Source organism: Rhodoferax sp. RT5P35 (genome assembly GCF_056521385.1).
The window spans coordinates 67,032-90,691 of the sequence record NZ_JBWMAX010000005.1 but is presented as its reverse complement, the minus strand read 5'-3'; the positions used below and the strand labels follow the sequence as shown (position 1 = coordinate 90,691).

Below are 23,660 nucleotides of genomic sequence, written 5' to 3'. Positions count from 1 at the left end.
TTGCGCAAAAGAAAAGTAACCCAAAGAAAAGGCTCCCCAACTGTCTGCGCCCTCCGCTAGCGGTTCGGGGAACCTGCGGTGCTCGCTTTGGGCAGGGTCTGGCTAAACTCGCTGGTGCTCAAACAACGCCAGCCCTGATCCGCCCAAAGCTGTGCTCCTCGGCGCAACCAGATAGGGACCCCGGGGAGCGGGATCGGCCCGGCTGCGCCGGGCATCGCGCTGAAGGTGTATTTTGTTTTCTTCAAACTTTCAAGCCGTTTTTCAGATGCTTATTGCTTCGACACCAACGCAGCGCCAAGGACAAGAACGGCGATGAAAAACAGTACAAAGGATGCATACCAGCCGAAACGAAGAACACCACAAAAGCGAATAAACCCGGGGTCTTCGCTTTTGTGGTAAGCGCGACTATCCAAAAATTCAAAAACATGTCGCCCGAGCGTGGTTCGCTGAAGCGACAACCATTCGATGGGCTCGCCCAACTGCATCCACAACGCCGGGAACCGTCGACGCAGCGTAAAACCCATTGCCATAGTCCCAAGTCCCATGCCAACCAACAGGCCAAAGACCGAGTAGACCAATGCGAACGCTGCGGTTTCCATGCGATTTAACGTAGAGTTCAGCGACGCGCGGCACCAGCGCGCGCCTGTTGGAACGGCAAGTTAGAAGCGGTCGTCTCAAGACGCTCAGCCAGCCAGACCTTAATAACAGACTGCCTTGTAACCCCCAGTTTGCTAGCTTCGCGATCTAGCGAGTCAATCATCCAGGTTGGAAAATCGACATTCACCCGCTTCTGCTCTTGCAGCACGCGCTTGGTCTTAGACAAGTCCAAAGAAGCCGTGATGTCGACGCCCTCATCAAACTGTTGCTCGAACTTTTTAGCTTTCATAAAGTACCACCTCTTCTGTGCGTGCACGACGCACGGATATCAATCGGACATTGACCCCTCGGTAAGTGATAACAGCCGACCAATGCTTCCCATCAATTGACCCAATCACCAAATACCGCGGCTCATCATCCGTTTTCGCCGGAATCTCCAGCAACATTGGGTCGTCCCAGAGACACTGCGCCTCGACAAAATCGATGCCGTGCTTCGTGCGATTGGACTCGCTCTTTGCGGCGTCAAATTCGAAGGAGTTCATAGTATAGAAACTATACCTAAATTGGCGTCAACTCACCAGCCAGCTCGAACTTATAACGAGGCTGTAAAAAAACCTGAATCGCCCAAGCGTTTTCCATGCCCTGCGCATAACGCCGCTTCAAGATCAGGATTTGAATGTTCATGCCCACAGTTTGCCGCAATTTCGACCCTATCTGATTCTGTAGAGGGGTCGCCAGCCTTGCCGCCACCCTACCGGCCCTTGCCTCGCCCTAGCCGGGTCTTCGCCAACTTCTCAATGTTGTGCACCATGCAGTACAGGCTCCACTGCGTATTAACTTTGACATGGCCTCGGTGATTCAAACGGGTCATACGCTTGTTATGCCGGATGTTGGCAAACACCGGCTCCACGGTGCCAATGCGCTGGCTGTACAGCTGTCTGCCCCGAGGGGAGTCAATCGCCTGGCGCATACGTTCACTGGGGTTGCTCGGGTCTTTAACCTTGGGCTCAAAGCGGGTGACCTGGCGGCCTCTTCCATCATGGGACTTGAGGGGGCCTTTGAGGCACTTGCCACTGAGTTTGCATGCATTGCAGTCCGCCGCCTTGGCGGTGTAGGTCTGGTAGTGCAAACCCGTCGCTGTGGTGTAGATGCTGCCTGGGCTGGTCATGAGGTTGCCCGCAGGGCAGGTGGCGGTGTTGTCGTTGTTGAAGGTGAAGTCTTCAGGTTGGAAGCGCTTGACCTCTTTGGGTTTACCTGTTGCCGTCTTCTCGGACAACGGATCTGGCTTGTCTTTGTATTTGGCTTGGCCTTCAAAGCGCTCATCGCGGCTACGCATTTGGTTGTCGGCAATCAGCGCGGGGATGTTGTGGTCCTTGAGATACTGGACATTGGCATCGCTGTGGTACCCGGCATCGGCGGTGATCAGGGTGTGGGCTTGCCGGTAAGGCTGGCTTTGCGCAACCATGGGCAACAGCATGGCCTGCTCGGAGCCTGAACCGATGACATCGGCTGCCACAATGATCTGGTGGGCGCCATCCACCGCAGCCTGTGCCGCGTAGCCTTGGATGACGCCTTTGCTGGCTGGTGGCCATCTTGGCGCTTTCGGGGTCGGTAACGTTAGTCTTGAGCTCCTGGCCTTTGCAATTCTTGCGCGGGGTGCTATGGGCCAGAAACTCCCGGGTGCGTGCCGCTTCTTTGCGCAGGGCGTCCATGCGGGCTTGGCGCTTGGGCTCCAGTGCGCCGTCTGCACCGTCTGCACCGTGTTTGTCCTGGGCCTGGTGCAGGTCCAGGATCTTGTCAGCGGCCTTGTCCAGCCGATCAGCGCGGTGCTGCAGCTCTTCATGGGTACCGCTACGCTCTTTGCTGGCGTTGGAGGGGAGCTTGACGCCGTCAATGGCGAACATGTCGCGTCCGATCAGTCCTTGGGCATCGCAGGTCATTAATACCTGGCTGAACAAGGGCTTGATCTGGGCGCTGAGCTTGGCCACGAACTTGGCAATGTGGGTATGGCTGGGCTGGCTGTCGCCGCTGATGACGATGAATTGGACGTTGCGTTGGCAGGTTTGCTCAATCACCCGGCTGGAGATGAGGCCTTGGCTGTAGGCCAGCAGTACGATCTTGAGCATGACACGCGGGTCGTAGGCGCTGACTCCTACGTCGTCGTTCTTGAACTCGGCATCCAGCGCGCTGAGATCGAGTTCGTGATCGACCAGGTAGTTCAGCGAGAAGGCGAAGCTGCCGGGGATGATTTGCTCGGACAGGACTACCGGTAACAACAGGCTGTTGTGGTTTTGGGGTTTGTAGCGGGCTATGGTCGCGATCTCCTTGGCCAGGTGGATGGCAAACGTCGTGCCAGGGGTTTTTTTACAGCTTCAACGCCCTGGTTAACCGGCGCCCATAAGGCGATCCCGAAGCGTGAGGTGTATCAGCGTCCGAGTTGAACCTACAGTTAGGCTGAGGCGCGAAGGAGAGGGTTTTGAGAACACGTTGGCCTGCCTTGAATTTGAGAGCTTAGTCATGTTGCTGGTTACCAGTCAGTGGCGAATCTAGTAATGTGCCTATCTCGTCGGTGTTGATGTCATCGGCCGTCCTCGACCGATCGGTTGGTCGCGTTTCATTACGCAAGAAGAGGCCGACAAGCATAAAGCCGATTATGGGTACAAGCCAAACCAGGGCGATTTGCCAGAGGACTTGCCTGCGTTCGAATACGTCTGACTTGGCAATGCGGTATGGCACGATCGTGTTGGCGCATGCAAGCACTAATGGAAAAGCTGCCAGAACGAGTGTGTCCGTCATGAAAAGCCTAACGTAATGTACACCGCAAACCCTGCGGTTTAAATCGGCTACTGAGGTTTAAATCATCCATTGAAATCTCCTGGAAGTGGCTTGCAGATTGGATTTCCAACCAGTATACTGGATAAATAACCAGTTATAAAATTTCCATGAAACTCGGCACTCTTCCGCTCCAATCGACCCGGATACTTGACCAGGTGCGGGAGCGGATTCGCTATTTGCACTATAGCCTCAGCACCGAGAAGGTTTACCTGTACTGGATTCGGTTTTTCATCCGCTGGCATGGCCGGGGTGGGCAGATGCAGCACCCACGGTTGATGGGTGCGCAGGAGGTTGAAGCCTTCCTCACCATAGCGGCCTATCCACCACCATGGTTTACACCCACGTTCTCAAAGTGGCGGCAAGGGGTACCACCAGCCCACTGGATCGGCTAATGGCGTGACCGCCCCACCCCGCCGCATCGCCCACCTCGACATGGACGCGTTCTACGCCTCCGTGGAGCTGCTGCGCTATCCGCAACTCAAGGGCTTGCCGGTGGTGATTGGCGGTGGGCGGCGCAAAGAGGACGAGTCGCTGGCGGGGCGGGCACTGGCCGAGATTGCCGTGGACGAATTTCCCCGGCTCCAGAGTTACGTGGGGCGCGGGGTGATCACCACGGCCACCTACGCGGCGCGGCAGTTTGGGGTGGGGTCGGCCATGGGCTTGATGAAGGCGGCCAAGCTGTGTCCGCAGGCGATTTTGCTACCGGTGGACTTTGAGGAAATCCGCCGCTACTCGCGCCAGTTCAAGGCCATTGCCCAGGACATCGTGCCGCTGATGGAAGACCGGGGGGTAGACGAGATCTACCTGGACTTTACCGACGTACCCGGCGGCCAGCGCGAGGGCGGGCGGGTGCTGGCGCGGCTGATCCAGAAGGCGGTGCTGGATGCCACAGGGCTGACCTGTTCGGTGGGCGTGGCACCCAACAAGCTGATCGCCAAGATGGCTAGCGAATTCAACAAGCCCAATGGTATTTCCATCGTCGGGCCAGACGATCTGCAAACGTTGATCTGGCCCCTGCCCTGCCGCAAGATCAACGGCATCGGCCCCAAGGCCAGCGAGAAGCTGACAGCGCTGGGTCTGCACACGATTGGCGACCTGGCCGCCGCCGACCCGCAGTGGTTGGTGGCCCACTTTGGCCGGGCCACCGGGGCGTGGATGCATGCCGCTGCCCACGGGCGCGACGACCGGCCGGTGGTGACCGAGAGCGAACCCGTGTCCATGAGCCGCGAAACCACGTTCGACCGCGACCTGCACGCGGTGCACGACCGGGCCGAGCTGGGCGCGGTATTCACCCGGCTGTGCGAGCAGGTGGCCGCCGACCTGCAGCGCAAGGGCTATGTAGGCAAAACCATTGGCATCAAACTGCGCTATGACGATTTCAAAGCCGCCACCCGCGACCACACGCTCATCCAACCCACTGCAGATGCCAAAGCTATCCGCCACGCCGCCGGGCAGTGCCTGAAGCGCGCCCCGCTGGACAAACGCCTGCGGCTGCTGGGGGTGCGGGTCGGGTCGCTGGTAAAAGCCGATTTAGAGCCAAATACGGCCCTAGCGCATATACCACCTACGCAAGCAGCTATGCATTTGGAAGCACAGACGGCCTGGCTGTTTTAGGCAAAGCCCCTACAAACCAGCGCTGCCCATAGCCTCTAAAAGCAGCTCCGCGCAGCTGGGTCGGTATGTAAAAATGCGGGCCTTTCTTAGAACCCATTTTTAGCTGGCCCATCTATTGCTTGATCTTTCATGCTGTGGCAGGGGACATACCTGACCCCACGCACCGGTATGCTGCCAGCCGCTACAGTGCATCTCTTTTCAGCGCTGGGGCATGTTTACCTTGGCATGTACCCCGTGCCTTTTACTTGCCATACGCTTTATCCGGCGTTGGCATGCCTCTATCTCAACCATCGGAACCCGAATTGATGTCACATACCTATTTTGCGAAAAATGTTTTAGCTGCCGCCGTTTGTATCGGCATGGCAGGCCTTTGAAGCCTGGCAACAGCGGCCACCGTGCCCGCTGGCGTAGTGCTGGATGCCAAGCAGGAGCTGGTTCGCAACAACGGATCAGAACCCGAAACGCTAGACCCCGCGCTGGCCTCGGGTGTCCCGGCTAACAACATTATTCGCGACCTGTTTGAAGGCCTGACGGCCATGGATAGCAAGGGCAAAATCGTGCCCGGCGTGGCCGAAAGCTGGAAGCAAACCGACCCGCAAACCTGGGTTTTCAAGCTGCGTAAAAACGCCAAGTGGTCCAACGGCGACCCCATCACCACCGATGACTTTTTGTACGGCATGCGACGTTTTGTGGACCCCGCCACGGCTTCCACGTATGCACCTACTTTTGGCATATTTATCCTGAACGGTAAAGAGATCGTCGAGGGTAAAAAGCCGCCTACAGAGTTCGGCATCAAAGCCATCGACAAGTTCACCCTGGAAATCAAAACACCGTACCCGGTCAGCTTCATTCCCGAACTGGTGTCCAACCTGCAGCTCGGCCCGGTGCACAAGGCTTCGCTTGAAAAATTTGGCAAGGAATGGACCAAACCCGCCAACCTGGTGACCAATGGCGCATTCATCCTGGCCGATTGGCAGGTCAACAGCAAAATCATGCTCACCAAAAGCACCCAGTACTGGGATGCCAAAAACGTGCAGCTCACCAAATTCACCTACTTGCCAGTAGAAGACGGCAATGCCGATGTGAAACTGTACGAATCGGGCGAAAACGACTGGGTGTACCAGTTGCCACCCGGCACCTACGAAAAGTACAAAGCCCAGTATCCCAAAGACATCCGCAACGGCCCAGCGCTGGGCCTGCGCTACTACTCCATGCTCAACAGCGACCCGTTGCTGAAAGACATGCGGGTGCGCAAGGCCTTGTCGATGGTGCTGGACCGTGACATCCTGGCCGAAAAAGTAACCGCCGACGGCCAGTTGCCCGCATACGGCTTGATCGTCAAAGGGACGGTTGGTGCCGATGTCATCAGCTACGACTGGGCCACATGGCCCATGGCCAAGCGGGTGGCAGAAGCCAAGAAACTGCTGGCTGACGCCGGTGTGCCCGCTGGCAGCAAGATCAAGTTTGCCTACAACACCAGCGAATACCACAAGAAAATGGCGATTTTTGCCGCCTCTGAATGGAAGACCAAGCTCGGCATAGAGCTGGAACTCGAAGCTATGGAGTTCAAGGTACTGATCAAAAAGCGCAATGACGGCGATTTCCAGATGGCCCGCAACGGCTGGATTGCCGACTACAACGATGCCAGCACCTTCCTGACGTTGGTGCAGTGCGACTCTGAGCAGAACAGCCAGAAAAACTGCAACCGCAAAGCCGAAGAACTGATCTCCCAGGGCAACCAAAGCAGCGACCCCGCCAAGCGCAAAACCCTGCTCACCCAAGCTGCCAAAATCATCATGGACGACTACCCCATCGTGCCCTTGCTCCAGTACACCTACCCGCGCCTGGTCAAGCCGTACGTAGGCGGCTACTCGGTTGAGAACACCATGGACCGCTACCGCGGCAAAGAGCTGTACATCATCAAGCACTGAGCTTGACTGCACCCCGCCTGGTCTAAAGGCTTTGTTGTGGCCCCACTGCCTGGCAGTGGGGCCCTTATTTTTCAAGACCCGCAGCGCCCCACCAACAAGCATTAGCACGCACCAAAGACGTGCATGCGGGTGCTGCGCTAGCTTTTTTTCAAAAGGTACCCCCCCATGTGGTCCTATTCCCTGCGCCGGCTGCTAGCCACGCTGCCCACCCTGCTGGCGGTGATTACCGTCTGCTATTTGCTGCTCCATGCCACACCGGGCGGCCCGTTTGATGCCGAGCACAAGGTGTCGGCCGCCGTGCTGGCCAACCTGCAGGCCAAATACCACCTGAATGAACCCCTGTGGAAGCAGTACCTGCTGTACCTGAACAGCCTGTTGCACGGCGACCTGGGCGCCTCGTTTCGCTATGCGGATTGGAGCGTCAACCAGTTGGTAGCCAAGGCGCTGCCGGTGTCCGCAGCCATCGGCGGCGGCTCCTTGCTGATCGCCCTGGTGGTCGGCGTGGCCCTGGGCACAGTGGCGGCACTGCGCAAAAACAGCCTGCTGGACTACACCACCATGCTGGTGGGCAGCACCGGTAGTGCGTTTCCCTCGTTCGTGATCGGGCCGGTGCTGATACTGGTGTTTTCGATCTGGCTCAAGCTACTGCCATCGGGCGGCTGGGATGACTTTGCACCTCGCTACATGGTGCTGCCCATGGCCTTGCTGGTATTCATCAACGTGGCCACCATCGCCCGGGTGATGCGCGGCAGCATGATCGAGGTGCTGGGCAGCAACTTCATCCGCACCGCCCGCGCCAAGGGTTTACCCATGCGCACCGTGGTGCTGCGCCACGCCATGAAACCCGCGCTGCTGCCCGTGGTGTCGCTGGTGGGGCCGTTGGCCATTTCCTCCATCACCTCGGCGGTGGTCACCGAGTCGGTTTTTTCGCTGCCCGGCCTGGGCAAACTGATCATCAACGGAGCCAGCAACCGCGATTACACCCTGGTGCTGGGCCTGGTGGTGTTGGTGACCGTGATCACGGTGGTTTTCAATCTGCTGGTCGACCTGGCGTACGCCCTGCTGGACCCCAAAATTCGATACTGAACAGTACAACCATGGTTTTCACAAACAAGAACGATGCGCTGGTGGCCGCCCTGGGCCAGGCGCTGGAGCCCGCCACCCCAGGCCGCAGCCCGTGGATGGCTGCGCGCCAGCGCTTTATGCGCAACAAGGCCGCCGTATTCAGCCTGGTGCTGCTGGGCCTGATCACACTGGCCTGCGTGGTCGGGCCTTGGCTGTTGCCCCACGCCTTTGACACCGCCGACTGGGATGCGATGAGCGCCCCACCCACCTGGACCAACATGCATTGGTTTGGCACCGACGACTCCGGGCGCGACCTGCTGGTGCGCAGCCTGGTGGGCGGGCGTATTTCGCTGATGGTGGGGTTTTTGGCCACGCTGTCTTCGGTCACCCTTGGCATCGCCTGGGGGGCCACTGCGGGATTTCTGGGGGGCCGCGTGGATGCCGTCATGATGCGCATCGTGGACATGATGTATGCCGTGCCGTACCTGCTGATCGCCATTTTGATGGTGACCCTGCTGGGCCGGGACTTTTACCTGGTGGTGGTCACCATCACCGTGTTCTCGTGGATGGACATGGCACGCGTGGTGCGCGGCCAAACCCTGTCGCTGCGTTCGCGCGAGTTTGTCGAAGCGGCGCGGGCCATCGGCGTACCCACACGGCGCATCATCTTCCAGCACATCGTGCCTAATTTGATGGGCATCGTGGTGATCTACACCACCGTGACCGTACCCGGCGTGATATTGACCGAGTCGGTGCTGTCCTTTCTGGGCCTGGGCATCCAGGAACCCATGACGAGCTGGGGCGTGCTGATCCACGACGGTGCCCAGGTGATGGAAATATCGCCCTGGATTCTGCTGTTTCCTTCTGCCCTGCTGTCTATCGCGTTGTACTGTTTCAACTTCATCGGGGATGGCCTGCGCGATGCACTCGACCCCAAAGACCGATAAGGCCCGCCACCCCATGCCACTACTGCAAGTCAACAACCTGGGTGTGCAATTCAGCACCGAAGACGGTGCCGTGTACGCCGTGAATGGCCTCAGCTTTGCCCTCGAAAAAGGCCAAACGCTGGGCATCGTGGGCGAGAGCGGCTCGGGCAAAAGCCAAAGCGTGCTGTCCATGATGGGCCTGCTGGCCAGCAACGGAAAAGCCAGCGGGGAAGTGCTCTACCAGGGCCGCAACCTGCTAACCCTGCCGCTGACCGAGCTGAACCAGATCCGCGGCAACCGCGTGGCCATGATCTTCCAGGACCCCATGACCTCGCTCAACCCCTACCTCACGGTAGAGCGCCAGATGACCGAGGTGCTGCAATTCCATAAAGGGCTGGACCGCAAGACGGCCCGCCTGCGTGCCGTGCGCATGCTGGATGCCGTCAAGATCCCTGAAGCTGCGCGGCGCATAGCCATGTACCCGCATGAATTCTCCGGCGGCATGCGCCAGCGGGTGATGATTGCCATGGCGCTGCTGTGCGAACCTGAAATTCTGCTGGCCGACGAGCCCACCACCGCACTGGATGTCACCGTGCAGGCCCAGATTCTGGTGCTGCTGCGCGAGCTGCAACGCGACTTTGGCACCGCCATCGTGATGATCACCCACGACCTGGGTGTGGTTGCCGGCCTGTGCGACCAGGTGATGGTGCTGTACGGCGGGCGGGTGATGGAGCAAGCCGATGCCGGGCACATCTTCCACACGCCCTCGCACCCCTACACCCTGGGCCTGCTGAACGCCATTCCACGGATGGACCGCAGCGACGAATCGCTGCAGGCCATTCCGGGGGCGCCGCCCAACATGGCGCGCCTGCCCCAGGGCTGCCCGTTCAGTGAACGCTGCGCCTGGGCCGATGCGCATTGCCACGCGGTCATGCCGGTGCTGCAAAAAGTACCCGCACTGCAAACTGCGCCCGCACCGGCCCTAGCTTTGCGCGCCTGCCACCGCGACCCCGCCGTGGTGCGCGCCCACCCTCCTGTCGTTGCAAACGCTTCCAAAGAACACCATGGCTGAAACCACCACCCCCCTTTTGTCGGTGCGCAATCTGCATGTGCAGTACGCCATCAAGGACCCCCAAGGCTGGCCCTGGTCGCCCAGCCGCACACTGAATGCGGTCAACGGTGTCTCGTTTGATCTGCATGCGGGAGAAACGCTGGGCATTGTGGGCGAATCTGGCTGCGGCAAATCCACCCTGGCCCGCGCCCTGCTGAACCTGCATCCGGCCAGCGCAGGCAGCGTGGTCTGGATGGGGCAGGAAATGGCCGGTGCCCCCGATGTCGCCTGGATGGCGGTGCGCAAAGACATCCAGATGATCTTCCAGGACCCACTGGCCAGCCTGAACCCGCGCATGACCATTGCGCAAATCATCGCCGAGCCACTGCGCACCCACTACCCCGCGCTGGGCTCCGCCGCCGTGCTGCAAAAGGTGCGCATCATGATGGCCAAGGTGGGCCTGACCGAGCAGCAAATCAACCGCTACCCGCACGAATTCTCGGGCGGCCAGTGCCAGCGCATCGGCATTGCCCGGGCGCTGATTCTGGAACCCAAGCTGATCGTCTGCGACGAGCCGGTATCGGCGCTGGACGTGTCAATACAGGCGCAGATCATCAACCTGCTGAAGTCGCTGCAAAAAGAGCTGGGGCTAGCGCTGATCTTCATTGCCCACGACCTGGCTGTGGTGCGCCACATCAGCCACCGCATCATGGTGATGTACCTGGGCCGCGCCATGGAGCTGGCCCCTAAAAACGCGCTGTATGCCGACCCGCGCCACCCCTACACCCAGGCGCTGCTGTCGGCCATCCCCATCCCGGACCCGCAGCTGGAGCGCAACAAGGTGGTGCAGCTACTGCAAGGCGACCTGCCCTCGCCCATCAACCCACCGTCGGGCTGCGTGTTCCGCACGCGCTGTCCACGCGCCCGGCCAGCCTGCGCAGACCAGGTGCCCGAGCTGCGCCCATCCAACGGCCAGACCCTGGTGGCCTGCAGCCGAGACCATGATGAAAATTAATGGTCAAATAGGCCTTAAGCGCATAATATACATACGCTAACAGCTATAATTTTAATAGCAAAATACCTTACTTTGCGCTACCGGCAAGTCAGCCCTGGTGGCGCAGCGTCCGACGCAGCACTTTGCCCAGCGCTGACTTGGGCAGCGCGGCGATGAACTCCACGCTGCGCGGGCGTTTGTAGCCGGTGAGATGCTCGGCGCAAAAGGCCAGCAAATCGGCCTCCGAAAGGGCCGGGGCTTTTTTGACCACCACCAGGCGCACGGCCTCGCCGGTGGCCGCGTCGGGCACGCCCACCACTGCGCACTCCAGCACGCCTGGGTGCTGGGCCACCACCGCTTCGATCTCGTTGGGGTAGACGTTGAAGCCGCTGACCAGCAGCATGTCTTTTTTGCGGTCAATGATGCGGATGCGGCCCTGCGCGTCCATCACACCAATGTCGCCGCTCAGAAAGTAGCCGTCTGCGGTGAAGGCCGCCGCGGTGTCCTCGGGGCGCTTCCAGTAACCGGCCATTACCTGCGGGCCGTGGATGGCGATTTCGCCAGGCTGGCCTGGAGGCACATCGTGCCAAGCATCGTCCAGCATGCGGATGTGCACGCCGGGCATGGGCAGGCCGATGTCGCCGGTAAATAATTCCAGATCGGTGCGGTTGCAGACCACGGCGGCAGCGGTTTCCGACAAGCCGTAGCCTTCGGTGATGGGGCAGCCGGTTACCTCGAGCCAGCGCTGGGCCACGGTGGCCTGCACCGGGCTGCCACCGCCGTTGCTGATGCACAGCTCGCTGAAGTCGAGCTGCGCAAAATCGGGTTGCTGCAGCAGCGCGCCAAACAAGGTGTTGACCGCCGGAAACATGTGCAGCTTGTAGGGCTTCAAAAGCGCAACCATGGCTGTTTGGTCGCGCGGATTCGGGATGAGGATGTTGCGCGCACCGGCCCGCATGCCCAGCAGGCTGCAGGCCACAAACGCAAACACGTGGTACAGCGGCAGCGCGCAGACGATGGTGAACTGGGTGCTGCGCCCTTTGCCGATATGGCGCTGTAGACCGGGCTGCATCCAGGCCTCGGAAGACAGCACATTGGCTATCAGCGTGCTGTGCAGCAGCGTGGCTCCTTTGCTCACCCCCGTGGTGCCGCCGGTGTACTGCAGCACCGCCGGGTCGCTGGGCTGCAGCACGGGTGGGTGGTAGGGCAGGCTGCGGCCTTGCACTATGGCATCAACAAAGCTGCTGCTGCCTTCTGACAGTTCAGCCAGCGCGGGCAACACCGCTCCAGCGGGCAGGCCCAGCAGGTCATTGCCCGCAGCGACCAGTACGGTGGCCACATCGGTATGGGCCACGATGGCATTCAGCGTGGGCAGGAATCGGTCCAGCACCACGATGGCCTTGGCACCCGAGTCCTGCAACTGGTGCTGCAGCTCGCGCGGGGTGTACAGCGGGTTGATGTTGACCGCCACCAACCCGGCCCGCAGCACCGCCGCCATGGCCACCGGAAAACCCAGCAGATTCGGCAGCATGATGGCCACGCAGTCGCCCTGCGCCAGCGGCTGCGCCTGCAGCCAAGCGGCCAGCGCCCTGGATAAAGCATCCACGTCGCCATACCGCAGCGCGTGGCCCATGAAGACATAGGCGTCGCTGTCACGGTAAGTTACAAAGCTATGCTCCAAAAGAGCCACAACCGTTTGCGGGTCCGAGATGTCGAAGGTGGTCGGCATTCCAGCAGGATAGTAAGAGTGCCAAGGGTGTTGCATGGAAGGTATCTCGGTTGAAATGGCCAATGGCCAATGGACAAGGTGGCATGAATGCCTGTTTTCGGTTATTTTCGGTGTATCCGAATGTGGCGGCCCAGGCAACCATGTTACAAATAAAGTCCTCTGTTTCGCCCCATTCCACGAGGAGTTTTTATGCGTTTGTTGACCACTGCACTGGCCGCCACCAGCTTAGCCCTGTGCAGCCCCTGGAGCCTTGCCGACACCGGCAAGCTGTTGTTGACGGGCGGTGTCAGCAGCATCGATGGCGCAGCCGGTGGCGGGCTGACCCCGTGGGCCATGGTGGGCAGCAATGCCACCGCGGGTGAGATCGGGGGCAGCGCCGCCCTCACCCGCGTGCATACCCAAGACTATGGCCTGAACGTAGCCGGTGCGGTGCTCGGTATCCACGACCGGTTCGAACTGTCCCTGGCACAGCAGGACTTTAACGCCGGGCCCACCTCGGCACTGGCCGCTTTTGGCGTGACACCCGGTCAACACATCAAGATGGATATCTTGGGTGCCAAAGTGCGTGTAGCAGGCGATGCCGTACTGAACAGCGACAACTGGATGCCGCAGATCGCCGTGGGCCTACAGCACAAACGCGTACACGCGGGCAGCATGGAGCCGGTGCTGACCGCCCTGGGTGCAAAAACCACCGGCAACGATGTGTACCTGAGCGCCACCAAGCTTTTCCTGGGCCAGGGCCTGCTGGTCAACGGCACGCTGCGCGCGACCAAAGCAAACCAGAACGGCCTGCTGGGCTTTGGCGGAGCGCTGGGGCAAGACAAGTACCGGCTGATGCCCGAGTTCTCAGTCGCCTACCTGCTGCGCAAAGACATCGCCATTGGTGCAGAAGTACGCTTCAAACCCAACAATCTGGAGCCGGTAGGCAATGCCGTGTTCGGAGCCAATTCTGCTGCATTGCGCGAAGACAACTGGCAAGACCTGTTTATCGCCTGGGCGCCCAGCAAACACTTTTCGCTGACCCTGGCTTATGTGGACCTGGGCCGTATCGCCCCGGCGCTGGTCTCGGGCCGCAAACAAACCGGTGGCTATGTGTCCGCCCAAATCGCATTCTGAGGAGCTGCAGCATGACATTTTTCAAACCCTGGATCGCCACCGCTGTGTTCGTGCTGCTGGGCGCTGCGCACGCCCAAACCGCCCCGCTGTACCAGTCGCTGGGCGAAAAGCCCGGCATTGCCGCCCTGGCCAGCGATTTTGTAGACCGCCTGAAGGCCAACCCGCGTATCGGCAAAATGTTTGACAACATAAAGCCCGCCTACCTGAAAGAGCAGCTCACCGACCAGTTTTGCGAACTGAGCGGTGGCCCCTGCAAGTACGACGGTGAAACCATGAAAGCTTCGCACGCCCAGCTGGCCATCGACAAAGCCCAGTTCAACCTGGTGGTGGAGATTTTGCAAGGCACGATGGATGCGCGCGGCATCCCGTTCACCGCGCAAAACCAGTTGCTGGCCAAGCTGGCTCCGATGCACCGCGAGATCATTACGGTGGAGTGAATTTAGGACTAAATTGCCTCCTAGCGTAGATAGCAACTGCACAATCCGCTACTTTTTTGATAGCACATAGAAATCAGTAGCGCTCCAGATCTAGATCGCTCTTTTATCCATAGCATCATACGTAGGTAGAACAAGCGCCAGAGGCCTGAAAGACCTCAAATTCAGCCCTCGTCCGTGTTCAACACCGTGCCACCTGCACGGTCGAAGCGCAGGGAGATTTCATGCAAACTGCTGCGCAGTTCGGCACTGGCATTGGGCGGCAAGATGACAAAGCCGTCTTGCTGGTCGGCGCGTGCCAGGCCCAGTTTCAGTTTGAGTTCGCCCTCGGCCAGCCGCAGGGTGGGCATGCCGGTTTCCAGCTGCTGCAAAAACCCACCCATCAAATGTCCCACCTGGTCCGGGGCCAGCACCTCCAGCTTGCCCGCGCTGCCCAACTGGGCCGACAAGGCGGCAATGCGCGCCGTGCCCAGGCGCAGGCTTTCCAAGGTGGCCTTGGTTGTGGCCTCTTGACCGGCAACCGTGGCCTGCACAGCGGCAGCGACGGCGGCTTTCTCGCGCTCGGCACTGGCATCCAGGCGTTTGAACAGGGTCTGGTTGTCGGCCTGGGCCGTGTCACGTAGCTGGGCCAGACGCTGGTTTTCGGCCACCAATCCGTCGATTTGGGTTTTCAACACGCTGATCTGGGCGGGCAGATCGTCAGCCGATGCGCGCAATTGCGCCTGCACCGCTGCCAGCTGTTGGCGCAGCGCGTCGGCATCGGCGGTGGCTTTGAGTTCGCGGTCACTGGCGGCAGCGGCAGCCAGCTTCAGGCGCGACATGGTGTCAGCCGCTTCGGCCAGGCTTTTGCGGGCGGCGGCTTCGGTGGCAGCGGCCTGGGCCTGGGCCGACTTCAGCGCGGCTTGCAATTGGGCCTGGGTGGGTGGTTTGGTCGCCATCGTGGATTCCTAGGTTGCGCACAGGACCGGCTGGTTCAGTCTGCCACCAACTGCTCGCGCACCATGCGGCCATCGGCATCCACTGCATTCACCAGCCAGCGGCTACTGCCCGGCACAAAGGTGGCGCGCACTTGCAGCGGGCCGATCACCCGCTCCAGCGCCTGCAGATCGTCGCGTTGGCGAAAACCTTTGATGATCTCGTTCTTGGTCTTCACGGGCACGGTGCTGCCGCCGGAGTTGCTGGCCACGGCAGGTGTAGCGGCGGTAGCCACAAAGTTGACGCGGATGGTGGATACGGCCGAGGCATTGAGCGCGCCCGCCAAGTGGGCGGATGACAACGGCTCGATCTCCAGCTCGCCGGTGCTGCTACGCGACACCGCAGCCTTGATCTCCAGCGTGGCCTCGGACATCACCATGCCACTAGACAAGCCGACTCCCAGACCAAGGTCGGTTTGGGCGCTGGTCAGCGCAGCACCGGCATTGCCTAGCAGCACGCCCAGGGGGGCGCGCTGCGGGTTGGGTAGGTTGGTGGCGAGGACCATGGCAGAAGTGCTCCAGCAGCCAAATTAACCAATAACCGTGCGGCGCGGAATCTCCAGGCGCAGCGGGGCAGGCACGGGAACCAAAGTGGCGGTAATTTTGGAATGCACCGACACATCGCGGTTGAGCTTGCGTTCAAAGCGAATGTTGGAGGTCTCTGCAAACAAGCCCAGCCCCCCCTTCTTGACGGTGCCGTCTTCATTGAGCTGTTCCACCAGTTTCAGGTCCATGCTGACCTCGACCGTAGCCTGGGAGAACTGGTAGAAAGTCGGCTTGACACCCAGCGCCAGCAGCGACACGGTCTGTGGCGCACCCTGGGTGAAGGTAACCGTGCCGTCCGCAGCCACGGTTTCAGTGATGCTGGGGATGATCTGCACCGTGGTCTCGGCCAGCTCGGTGACCATCTCGGCTGCGCTGCGGTCCAGTGCCATTTGTGCATCGGCAATGCCCTCAGCCATCAAGCGCACCAGGTCAGCGAACGAGGTAGATGCGGTCTCTTGCACCACCGCCTCAGGAGCGAAGATGGGGGCCCGAAAGGCCTTGGCGGCAATCAGCGCAGCCATACGTTCAGGCCGGTACAGGCTTACGGGCATCCACCGTTAGCAACTGCGGTGCCAGGCGCGGTGGTGGCGGCACCGGCACCATGCGGGTCAACAAGCGACTGGTGCCATGCACCTCTTTGCCGAACTTGCGGTTATGCGACACATCTACCGCCACCGACGCACTCCAGCAGGCAAAGCCCGCCTGGGCCTTGATGCCGACTTTGATGTTGGTTTCCACCGAAGTGGTGGTTTTGATGTCCATCGTGACTTCGATGGTGGCTTCGGCAAACTGGTAGAAAGTAGGCATCAACCCAATCTGGATGAGCGACACCTTGACCGGGTCGGCATTCACATAGGTCACCACGCCGTTGACATCGATGTTCTGGGTCACGCCCAGCACCATGTCCAGCTTGGTATCGGCCAAAGCTTTGGCTGTATCCACGGAGTTTTCGTCCAGCGCCCGCTGGGCTTCGGCGATGCCCAGAGCGAGTTTCAATACCATTTCAGGTAGCGGTACGTCTAGCAATTCTTGTCCAACACTGGCCATGGCCGTCTCCTTGAAGTGGGCTGCCGGTCATACAGCAGCAGTTACAAAACCTGTGGCAGCCCTGCTAAGGCTTCTGCCGATTGGCACCCAGAACTGCCGCCAAACGCTGCTGGTCCACGTTGACCGGGCCGATAAAACGTACCGCACTAGACCCTCGCAAACCCATGTAAGAGGTTACCCCCATCACGACCAAAGCCTTGCCAGCATCTAGCCGGGCCACCAGTTGGCCACCCACGCTGCGCACTAAAAAATCCAGGCCCTCGGGCTCCGCCGCCTGCAGCAAAAACATGCCACGCCCTGGTGAGCCGATAGACACCTTGGCCCCAAAACGCTCTGCTGTCTGCATCTGCCAGCCTCAAGATTGAACTGGTTTCATGATGGGCGATGCCGCGCAAAACTACATCCACAAGATTAATGAAACCCACACAATGCGCGACCCAATGCAAAAAGGCACCGAAATTCGGTGCCTTTTTGGGGGTGGGAGTGGTGGCCGCTAGCGGCCGGACAGCCGAAAGATTAAGCGGCTAAACCCACTGATTTGGCCAACGATGGTGCCTTGGTCTTGCGGCGGCTGGCCAGCAAACCCAGCAAGCCTGCACCCATCAGCGCCAGCGAACCGGGTTCAGGCACCTTGTTGCCAGGCGGGGTGGTAGGCGTGGCAATACCCGCTACAGCCAGTAACTTGAAGTAGTCGTTGCCGTCGTCCAAAAGGTTGGATGCGCTGCTGAAAGTTGTAGAAACAGGGGTGTAACCCGAGTTGTAGGCGCTGATCAACCACCAGCTAGAGCCCAGCGTTGTGTTACCGGTCGACGTAAATACGTCAGAGGCCACATTCGCCAACTGGCTTACCAGTGCCCAACCACCACCGGTAGCCGTCAATTGCCCAACGGTCTTGCCTTTGGTAGCGGTGGCTACGTCAGCAGCATTGGTAGCGGTACCGACATAGCGCAGCACGCTGACATCGGAATCAGATGCGGTTTGCGCAGCCAGACGGGCCTTGAACTGGGCCTGAGTTTCTCCATTTTGCTGGGTCAGCTTATCGTCTTTCCAAGTCCAGCCAGACTCGATACCCGTCAAGACAACACTGCTGCCAAAGCTGAGCAAGATAGCGTCTGTGCTGCCTACGTTATCGGTCGAGTGGTCTGGGGAACCCGTATCTTCTCCTGCAGCAGTCACACCAAGTCCGTACGACGCGCCGTAGGGAGTGGCAGTGGCAGTCGCAAACGCGCCGCCCGAACCGGTGGTCGACAGGCCCGAGGCCGTCGAAGAAATGGTGGTCCCGGTCAGAGTGGCGTTGAGGCTGTTTGAACCAAACGTCCAGTCAGCCATGGCCGACGAACCAGCCAGTACCAGTGCACTGCCCACAAGCCACTTGGCCACATTCAGGTTGCGCTTATTTGTCATTTGATTCACCTCGTAAATTGCACAAAAACTAAACATATTGATACAACCAAGCCAAATACATGCCACAGTCGATTAACTTATATTTATCAACAACTTAAATATAAATTAGCCAAGCTAGCGTAACGGGTTGTAATGAATACCGACACCCTAGCGAAGCGTCTTCGCCAGGCTTTCGGCGTCGGCCACATTTTCGAATGCACGGCCAAGCTTCAATGCTGCCTCCACCTCTTCGCGGGCTTCGGTCTTACGCCCAAGTTGGGCCAGCACTGCGGAAAGGTGGTAACGGATACTGGGATTACCCGGCTCCCGCAAACGCGCGTCCCGCAGCAATTGGAGTGCCCGGTCCGATTGGACAGTGCCACCCAGCTGAAAGAGGGCCCAGCCCAGGGTGTCGATGGCGCTGGCACTGGCCGGATCTTTGGCCAGAGCTTGCTCTGCCATGGCTACGGCAGAAGGATCTTTCAATCGCAGCAGCACATTGGCCAGGTTGTTCAGCAACGCGGCATCGCCTGGCGCCGTTTTCAGCAGCGCTTCGTAGGCACTGCGGGCCGCTGTAAAGTTGGCAGTACGGGCATAAAAATCAGCCACCACCCGGCGCACCGGCACATCCTGCGGATGGGCCTTGGTCCATTGCTCTGCCAGTTGCAAGGCAGACTTACCACCGTCTTGCGCCGATAGCACGCCAAACAAGCGCAACAGTGTGTCGCTAGAAGGTTCGGCCTGGTGCGCCCGCCGGTAAGCTTCAACGGCGGCGGCCGTTTGCCCCCGCGCCAAGGCAATATCGCCCTGCAGGCTGTAGCCCACAGCGCGTTTCGGCGCCTGGGCGACGATCTGGCGGGCGAGTTGCTCCGCCTTGGCAACATCACCCTGGCGCAGGAGCACATCGGTTTTTAGCGCCTGGGCAGGCAGATGGGTAGGGCTGGTGGAGAGTGCTTTGTCCAGGCTGTAGGTCGCGCCGCCCAGGTTATTGGCCGACATTTGCAGCAGCGCAATTTCGACCTGTTGGTTGGCATTGAATTCAGCCACCCGCGTGGCCGATGCCAGGGCTGTGCGGGCTCCGGCCTGGTCGGCGTTGGCCAGCATGGCGCGTGCAGAGGTCAGCAATACTGCCAAATCATCCGGGGCCTTGATGGACAGCTTTTTGACCGCATCGATGGCCGGTGCCACTTGCCCCTTGCGCAGATGCAATTGCACCAGTGCCAGGCCTGGGCGCACATCGTGCAAACCGCTGAAGTCATCGGCCTTGCTAAGCCAGCGGGCCGCCTCGTCGGCCTGGCCGCGGCGGTCGGCCAGATTGGCCAGCTCCATGAGCACTTCGACGTTCTTTTCGTTGGTCTTGAGCATGGCTGCAAGCCGGATGGCTGCAGCATCGAAGTCATTCCCGGCAATCTCCAGTCGGGCCAGATTGAGCTGCGGCGGTAGCAGCGACGCGTCTATTTTCACCGAGGCCTCGAACGCGGCCTTGGCCCCAGGCATGTCACCGCCCTGGGCCAGCGCTATGCCTAACAAGTTTTGGAATCCGGCGTTACCGGGCTGCTGTTTGACAAGGCCTTGGGCGATCGTGGCGGCTTTTGCATTTTGGCCGGAGCGCAAGTACAGACCGGCCAATGCCGCAGCGGCGGTCTTTTGGGTGGGGTCTTTTTTAAGGGCATTTTCCAGTTGCACGGTGGCATTGCCGGACTGGCCGCTGACCATCAAACTCATGCCCAGCGCAGTGCGCACTTCTGGCGTGTCTTTCGATAGCAAGGCCTCTTGCATGAGCGCAGTAGCTTTGGCGTTTCGGCCCAGCGACATGTGGGCAGACGCCAGCAGGATCAGTGCCTGGCTATCGCCGGGCATGGCTTTGGTGTAAGCCTCCAGTGTCTCGATAGCACGGTCTACATTGCCCTCGGCAAAGTACACCTGGGCCAGCAGCTTGGACACGGTGGTAGCGCCCTGCGCACGCTGAAACGCCTCCAGATAAGGCCGGGCCTTTTCGCGTTCATTCAGTCCGTAGTGGGCCAATCCATTCAGCATCATCAGTTGCGGGCGGTAACGGATGAAGTCCAGCGGCACCGGATCAATCAGCGCGGTGACTTCTTGCAGCGCTGATGTGGCGGCCTTGGTATTGCCCTCTTTTTCGGCCAACAAAGCCTTGAGGTAGGCTGCGCGCGGCTCTCTGGGGGACAGCTGCTGCACCTCGGCTATGTCTTTGGAGGCATCGGCTGGCTTACCTAAATCTACCAACAACCCTGCACGGGCGACCCTGGCTTCTATGTGTTTAGGATTAATTTGCAGAGCTTGCGTGTAGGCCGCCAGGGCGCCTTTTAAATCGCCTTGTACATGCAAAATGGCCGCTTTTTGGTAAAAAACCTCGGTCGCATTCGGGGCCAGTGCCAATGCCCGCCCCACTGCATCATTGGCTTCCCGAAACTTGCGCTCGCGGATGCGGATGGGCACTTCAGCCAGCCAGGCATCGACAGAGCGTGGATCGGCCAGGCGGGCATCCTCGATATTCCGCATCGCTGCACGGATGTCACCGGTGTCAGATGCCGCCGAGGCGCGCAACACCAACAGCTGAACCTGGGTATCCTGCGGCAAGCCTGCGGGGTTGAACTGGGGCATTTCCAGCACCATTTTTTGCTTGCCTTGGGCAATGAAAGCCTGGGCCAATGGCAGCACCACCTCCGCCCGGTTCACACCCATGCGCAAGGCCTCCGTCAGAGCCACCTCGGCAGACACGGCCTCGCCGTTGACCAAAAATGCCTTGCCGAGCAGCACTTGCACAGGCAGCATATTTTTGTCGATCTGCAAGGCGTTTTTCAGTTGGATGATGGCCCCCGGCATGTCGCGTTTCTCAAAACGGCCCAGCGCGTCTTCGTAGTAACGAGAAGCTTTGCTGTCAGTGACGGCATGGCTGGCGAAGCCGGTGGCGCACAACACTGCAAGAAGCGTGGCACGGTAGGTAAGGGGGAATTGCTTCATGGGGATATCCGGCTGCTGAACGCGCGCACAAGGCGTGCGCATATCCAAAGTATGTTAGTCGATGTAACAAATACAAACGGCCCGCACTGCGCTGCAAAGCGGAATGAAAAGGCCTATCGGTGACATCCGTCACGCAGATATGAACAGCCGACCAGACCCCCCAATTTACGCAGCGGCCACAAAGCGCTCAAACCCACGCGCCCGCAATACGCAGGCCGGGCACTCACCGCAGCCATAGCCCCAGGCATGGCGGTGCACGCGGTCACCCAGGTAGCAGGTGTGGGTATCTTCTACGATCAAGTCCACCAGCGACTGGCCGCCTAGTTGCTGGGCCAGCTGCCAGGTTTGGGCCTTGTCGATCCACATCAGCGGGGTCTCAACAAGAAAACGTTTGTCCATGCCCAGCGACAAAGCCAGTTGCATGGCTTTCATGGTGTCGTCGCGGCAGTCGGGGTAGCCGGAGAAGTCGGTTTCGCAGACACCGGTGACGATCACTTCCAGGTCGCGCCGGTAAGCCAGGGCGGCGGCCAGGGTCAGGAACAGCAGGTTACGGCCGGGTACAAAGGTGTTGGGCAGACCGCCCTCCTCCATCTTGAACGCCATGTCGCGGGTGAGCGAGGTCTCACTGACCTGGCCCAGCACCGACAAATCCAGCAAATGGTCTTCGCCCATCTTGTCCGCCCATTGCGGAAACTGGGCTTTGATATGGGCCAGAACGTGCAATCGCGCATCCAATTCGACGTAGTGGCGTTGGCCGTAGTCAAAGGCCACGGTTTCCACATGGGCGTACTTGGACAAGGCCAGGGCCAAGCAGGTGGTGGAATCTTGCCCACCAGAAAACAAAACTAGGGCGCGGGAATGCATGGTTTCAGAACAAATTCAGATTGGGGTACAACAATCGGGCAATTTACCACCGCCCATGCCACCCCACCGGACTCCTCTATGCCATTTTTACGTCGGTTTTTAAAGGCGATGTTCCACACTGCGTTGGCGCTGGTGCTGATCTTTGGCGAATGGGGCTGGGAGCCACTGGCGCGGGCCATGGACCGCCTGGCACGCTTACCCGTGTGGTCGCAATTGGAAGTCTTGATACGGCGGCTACCACCCTACGCCGCGCTGCTATTGCTGTGCGTGCCGATGCTGACCCTGCTGCCGGTCAAGCTGCTGGCGGTGTACTGGATGGCCCGGGGCCACACCGTGCTGGGCCTGCTGGTCGTACTGGCCGCCAAGGTGGTGGGCACGGCCGTAGCGGCACGCTTGTTTCAGCTGACGCAACCGGCCTTGATGCAACTGGCCTGGTTCCGCCGCTGGTATCCACGCTGGTTAGTGTGGAAAGACGGGCTGATCGCGCAGGTGAAGAACGCGCGCCCTTGGCGGTTGGCACAGGCCATCGCCCGCCGGGCCCGCCGCGCTGCACGAAAATTTATAAACTTTTTAGGCCTCTAGCGCAGATATTGCCTACGCAAGTAGCTATCAAAACCATAGTAAGTGCTATTTACCCCAGCGCAGCACCAGTGGGTCGAGCCTGCGGGCCGTGTCCATCAAACCGGCGCGCACATCGGGGTGCATCGCGGGCCAGGGGTGGCGCGGCGCTTCGCAGGCGATCACACCGCCCTCGGCCATCAGCGACTTGGCGGTGAGGATGCCACCCTGGCGGTTCTCGTAGTTGATCAGCGGCAGCCATTTTTGGTACAGCGCATAAGCCGTGTCGCGGTCGCCCGCGCGGTGAGCTTCGATGATGGGGCGGATGCCGTCGGGGTAGGCACCGCCGGTCATGGCACCGGTGGCACCGGCATCCAGGTCGGGCATCAGGGTGATGGCTTCTTCGCCGTCCCATGGGCCTTCGATGGCTGCACCGCCCACGCGGATCAGCTCGCGCAGCTTGGCGGCTGCCCCAGCGGTTTCAATCTTGAAATACGCCAGGTGCTCGATCTCTTGTGCCATGCGGGCCAGAAACGGCACCGACAGCGGCGTGCCCGCAGCGGGCGCATCCTGGACCATGATGGGGATGTTGATGGCATCCGACAGCCGGGCGTAGAACTCGTAAATCTGCGGCTCACCCACGCGGAAGGTGGCACCGTGGTAGGGCGGCATCACCATGACCATGGCTGCACCCATGTCTTGGGCACGGCGGCTGCGCTGGGCGCACACCGTGGTGCCGAAATGGGTGGTGGTGACGATGACCGGCACGCGGCCTGAAACGTGCTCCAGGATGGTTTTGGTCAGCACTTCGCGCTCATCGTCCGACAGCAAAAACTGCTCGGAGAAGTTGGCCAAGATGCACAGGCCGTCAGAGCCCGCGTCGATCATGAAATCGACGCAGCGCTTCTGGCTGGGCAGATCCAGTTCGCCCGAGGGCGTGAAGGTGGTGGGGACGACCGGGAAGATGCCGCGGTAACGCGGGTTGGATGCGTTGTGCATGGTGTTCAACAA

The 23,660-nt window shown here is 60.1% G+C and carries 26 protein-coding genes and 1 pseudogene; 11 read left to right on the top strand and 16 right to left on the bottom strand.

From position 1 onward, the window contains the following. Nucleotides 1-269 precede the first annotated feature (269 nt). The 5 genes from AC097L_RS09000 to AC097L_RS08980 form a co-directional block, all read right to left on the bottom strand. Entirely contained in the window at nucleotides 270-599 is a 330-nt protein-coding gene (locus AC097L_RS09000) for a hypothetical protein (RefSeq protein ID WP_479585989.1), read from the bottom strand. Nucleotides 600-616: 17 nt separating this feature from the next. Continuing rightward, nucleotides 617-886 carry a type II toxin-antitoxin system BrnA family antitoxin gene (brnA, locus tag AC097L_RS08995; protein ID WP_479585988.1) on the bottom strand — a complete coding sequence of 90 codons (270 nt, stop codon included), beginning with the start codon at nucleotides 884-886 and terminating at the stop codon, nucleotides 617-619. Continuing rightward, on the bottom strand, nucleotides 876-1,139 hold the full coding sequence (locus tag AC097L_RS08990; protein WP_479585987.1) for a BrnT family toxin: 264 nt from the start codon (nucleotides 1,137-1,139) through the stop codon (nucleotides 876-878). The genes brnA and AC097L_RS08990 overlap by 11 nt, the downstream gene beginning before the upstream one ends. 16 nt (nucleotides 1,140-1,155) lie before the next feature. Further along, complete coding sequence (locus AC097L_RS08985; RefSeq protein ID WP_479585986.1) at nucleotides 1,156-1,281, bottom strand: hypothetical protein; 126 nt, start codon at nucleotides 1,279-1,281, stop codon at nucleotides 1,156-1,158. A 67-nt stretch (nucleotides 1,282-1,348) separates the two neighbouring features. Beyond that, nucleotides 1,349-2,164, bottom strand: a complete 816-nt coding sequence (locus AC097L_RS08980) for a transposase (RefSeq protein ID WP_479586333.1) — start codon at nucleotides 2,162-2,164, stop codon at nucleotides 1,349-1,351. On the opposite strand from AC097L_RS08980, the gene AC097L_RS08975 reads away from it, so the two are divergent. Next, the gene (locus tag AC097L_RS08975) at nucleotides 2,163-2,540 is read left to right on the top strand and encodes a hypothetical protein (RefSeq protein ID WP_479586339.1); all 378 of its coding nucleotides are present in this window, start codon (nucleotides 2,163-2,165) and stop codon (nucleotides 2,538-2,540) included. The two genes, AC097L_RS08980 and AC097L_RS08975, sit on opposite strands and share 2 nt — an antisense overlap. Before the next feature lie 102 nt (nucleotides 2,541-2,642). Here AC097L_RS08975 and AC097L_RS08970 read toward each other — a convergent pair. Further along, nucleotides 2,643-2,873, bottom strand: a pseudogene (locus AC097L_RS08970) (transposase); the annotation flags it as partial. 666 nt (nucleotides 2,874-3,539) lie between these two features. On the opposite strand from AC097L_RS08970, the gene AC097L_RS08965 reads away from it, so the two are divergent. The 7 genes from AC097L_RS08965 to oppF all read left to right on the top strand — a co-directional run bounded on the left by AC097L_RS08965 (nucleotide 3,540) and on the right by oppF (nucleotide 11,034). Next, nucleotides 3,540-3,824 (top strand): phage integrase N-terminal SAM-like domain-containing protein, encoded by a 285-nt coding sequence (locus tag AC097L_RS08965; protein ID WP_479585985.1) that lies wholly within the window; start codon nucleotides 3,540-3,542, stop codon nucleotides 3,822-3,824. Between the two features lie 4 nt (nucleotides 3,825-3,828). Next, nucleotides 3,829-5,046 (top strand): DNA polymerase IV, encoded by a 1,218-nt coding sequence (gene dinB / locus AC097L_RS08960; RefSeq protein ID WP_479585984.1) that lies wholly within the window; start codon nucleotides 3,829-3,831, stop codon nucleotides 5,044-5,046. A gap of 395 nt (nucleotides 5,047-5,441) precedes the next feature. Further along, nucleotides 5,442-6,977 (top strand): peptide ABC transporter substrate-binding protein, encoded by a 1,536-nt coding sequence (locus tag AC097L_RS08955; protein WP_479585983.1) that lies wholly within the window; start codon nucleotides 5,442-5,444, stop codon nucleotides 6,975-6,977. Nucleotides 6,978-7,142: 165 nt separating this feature from the next. Then, nucleotides 7,143-8,063, top strand: a complete 921-nt coding sequence (gene oppB / locus AC097L_RS08950; protein ID WP_479585982.1) for an oligopeptide ABC transporter permease OppB — start codon at nucleotides 7,143-7,145, stop codon at nucleotides 8,061-8,063. Between the two features lie 95 nt (nucleotides 8,064-8,158). After that, nucleotides 8,159-8,989, top strand: coding sequence for an ABC transporter permease (locus AC097L_RS08945; RefSeq protein ID WP_479586332.1), 831 nt, complete (start codon nucleotides 8,159-8,161; stop codon nucleotides 8,987-8,989). Nucleotides 8,990-9,002: 13 nt separating this feature from the next. Continuing rightward, on the top strand, nucleotides 9,003-10,040 hold the full coding sequence (locus tag AC097L_RS08940; RefSeq protein WP_479585981.1) for an oligopeptide/dipeptide ABC transporter ATP-binding protein: 1,038 nt from the start codon (nucleotides 9,003-9,005) through the stop codon (nucleotides 10,038-10,040). Next, entirely contained in the window at nucleotides 10,033-11,034 is a 1,002-nt protein-coding gene (oppF, locus tag AC097L_RS08935; RefSeq protein ID WP_479585980.1) for a murein tripeptide/oligopeptide ABC transporter ATP binding protein OppF, read from the top strand. Before AC097L_RS08940 ends, oppF begins: the two co-directional genes overlap by 8 nt. Before the next feature lie 88 nt (nucleotides 11,035-11,122). Here the strand turns inward: oppF and AC097L_RS08930 are convergent, their stop codons facing one another. Further along, entirely contained in the window at nucleotides 11,123-12,778 is a 1,656-nt protein-coding gene (locus AC097L_RS08930; protein ID WP_479585979.1) for an AMP-binding protein, read from the bottom strand. Between the two features lie 153 nt (nucleotides 12,779-12,931). On the opposite strand from AC097L_RS08930, the gene AC097L_RS08925 reads away from it, so the two are divergent. Together AC097L_RS08925 and AC097L_RS08920 are read left to right on the top strand one after the other, a co-directional pair. Beyond that, a complete protein-coding gene (locus AC097L_RS08925) occupies nucleotides 12,932-13,858 on the top strand; it encodes a DUF3034 family protein (RefSeq protein ID WP_479585978.1) in 927 nt (308 codons plus the stop codon). Nucleotides 13,859-13,869: 11 nt separating this feature from the next. Then, entirely contained in the window at nucleotides 13,870-14,295 is a 426-nt protein-coding gene (locus AC097L_RS08920) for a group I truncated hemoglobin (RefSeq protein ID WP_479585977.1), read from the top strand. A gap of 161 nt (nucleotides 14,296-14,456) precedes the next feature. On the opposite strand, the gene AC097L_RS08915 is transcribed toward AC097L_RS08920, so the two are convergent. The 8 genes from AC097L_RS08915 to queC form a co-directional block, all read right to left on the bottom strand. Continuing rightward, complete coding sequence (locus AC097L_RS08915) at nucleotides 14,457-15,230, bottom strand: hypothetical protein (protein ID WP_479585976.1); 774 nt, start codon at nucleotides 15,228-15,230, stop codon at nucleotides 14,457-14,459. A gap of 35 nt (nucleotides 15,231-15,265) precedes the next feature. After that, nucleotides 15,266-15,772, bottom strand: a complete 507-nt coding sequence (locus AC097L_RS08910; RefSeq protein WP_479585975.1) for a hypothetical protein — start codon at nucleotides 15,770-15,772, stop codon at nucleotides 15,266-15,268. Between the two features lie 24 nt (nucleotides 15,773-15,796). After that, the gene (locus tag AC097L_RS08905; RefSeq protein ID WP_479585974.1) at nucleotides 15,797-16,333 is read right to left on the bottom strand and encodes a hypothetical protein; all 537 of its coding nucleotides are present in this window, start codon (nucleotides 16,331-16,333) and stop codon (nucleotides 15,797-15,799) included. Between the two features lie 4 nt (nucleotides 16,334-16,337). Continuing rightward, nucleotides 16,338-16,859, bottom strand: a complete 522-nt coding sequence (locus AC097L_RS08900; protein ID WP_479585973.1) for a hypothetical protein — start codon at nucleotides 16,857-16,859, stop codon at nucleotides 16,338-16,340. 64 nt (nucleotides 16,860-16,923) lie between these two features. Then, complete coding sequence (locus tag AC097L_RS08895; RefSeq protein ID WP_479585972.1) at nucleotides 16,924-17,205, bottom strand: hypothetical protein; 282 nt, start codon at nucleotides 17,203-17,205, stop codon at nucleotides 16,924-16,926. 170 nt (nucleotides 17,206-17,375) lie between these two features. Then, nucleotides 17,376-18,263: an exosortase-dependent surface protein XDP1 gene (gene xdp1 / locus AC097L_RS08890; RefSeq protein ID WP_479585971.1), complete on the bottom strand. Its 888-nt coding sequence runs from the start codon at nucleotides 18,261-18,263 to the stop codon at nucleotides 17,376-17,378. A gap of 147 nt (nucleotides 18,264-18,410) precedes the next feature. Further along, complete coding sequence (gene prsT, locus AC097L_RS08885) at nucleotides 18,411-21,227, bottom strand: XrtA/PEP-CTERM system TPR-repeat protein PrsT (RefSeq protein WP_479585970.1); 2,817 nt, start codon at nucleotides 21,225-21,227, stop codon at nucleotides 18,411-18,413. Between the two features lie 165 nt (nucleotides 21,228-21,392). Further along, entirely contained in the window at nucleotides 21,393-22,091 is a 699-nt protein-coding gene (gene queC, locus AC097L_RS08880) for a 7-cyano-7-deazaguanine synthase QueC (protein ID WP_479585969.1), read from the bottom strand. A gap of 78 nt (nucleotides 22,092-22,169) precedes the next feature. Between queC and AC097L_RS08875 the strand changes: the two genes are divergently transcribed. Continuing rightward, nucleotides 22,170-22,673 (top strand): hypothetical protein, encoded by a 504-nt coding sequence (locus tag AC097L_RS08875; protein ID WP_479585968.1) that lies wholly within the window; start codon nucleotides 22,170-22,172, stop codon nucleotides 22,671-22,673. Between the two features lie 45 nt (nucleotides 22,674-22,718). On the opposite strand, the gene AC097L_RS08870 is transcribed toward AC097L_RS08875, so the two are convergent. Then, nucleotides 22,719-23,648 carry a dihydrodipicolinate synthase family protein gene (locus tag AC097L_RS08870; RefSeq protein WP_479585967.1) on the bottom strand — a complete coding sequence of 310 codons (930 nt, stop codon included), beginning with the start codon at nucleotides 23,646-23,648 and terminating at the stop codon, nucleotides 22,719-22,721. Nucleotides 23,649-23,660: the final 12 nt, after the last annotated feature.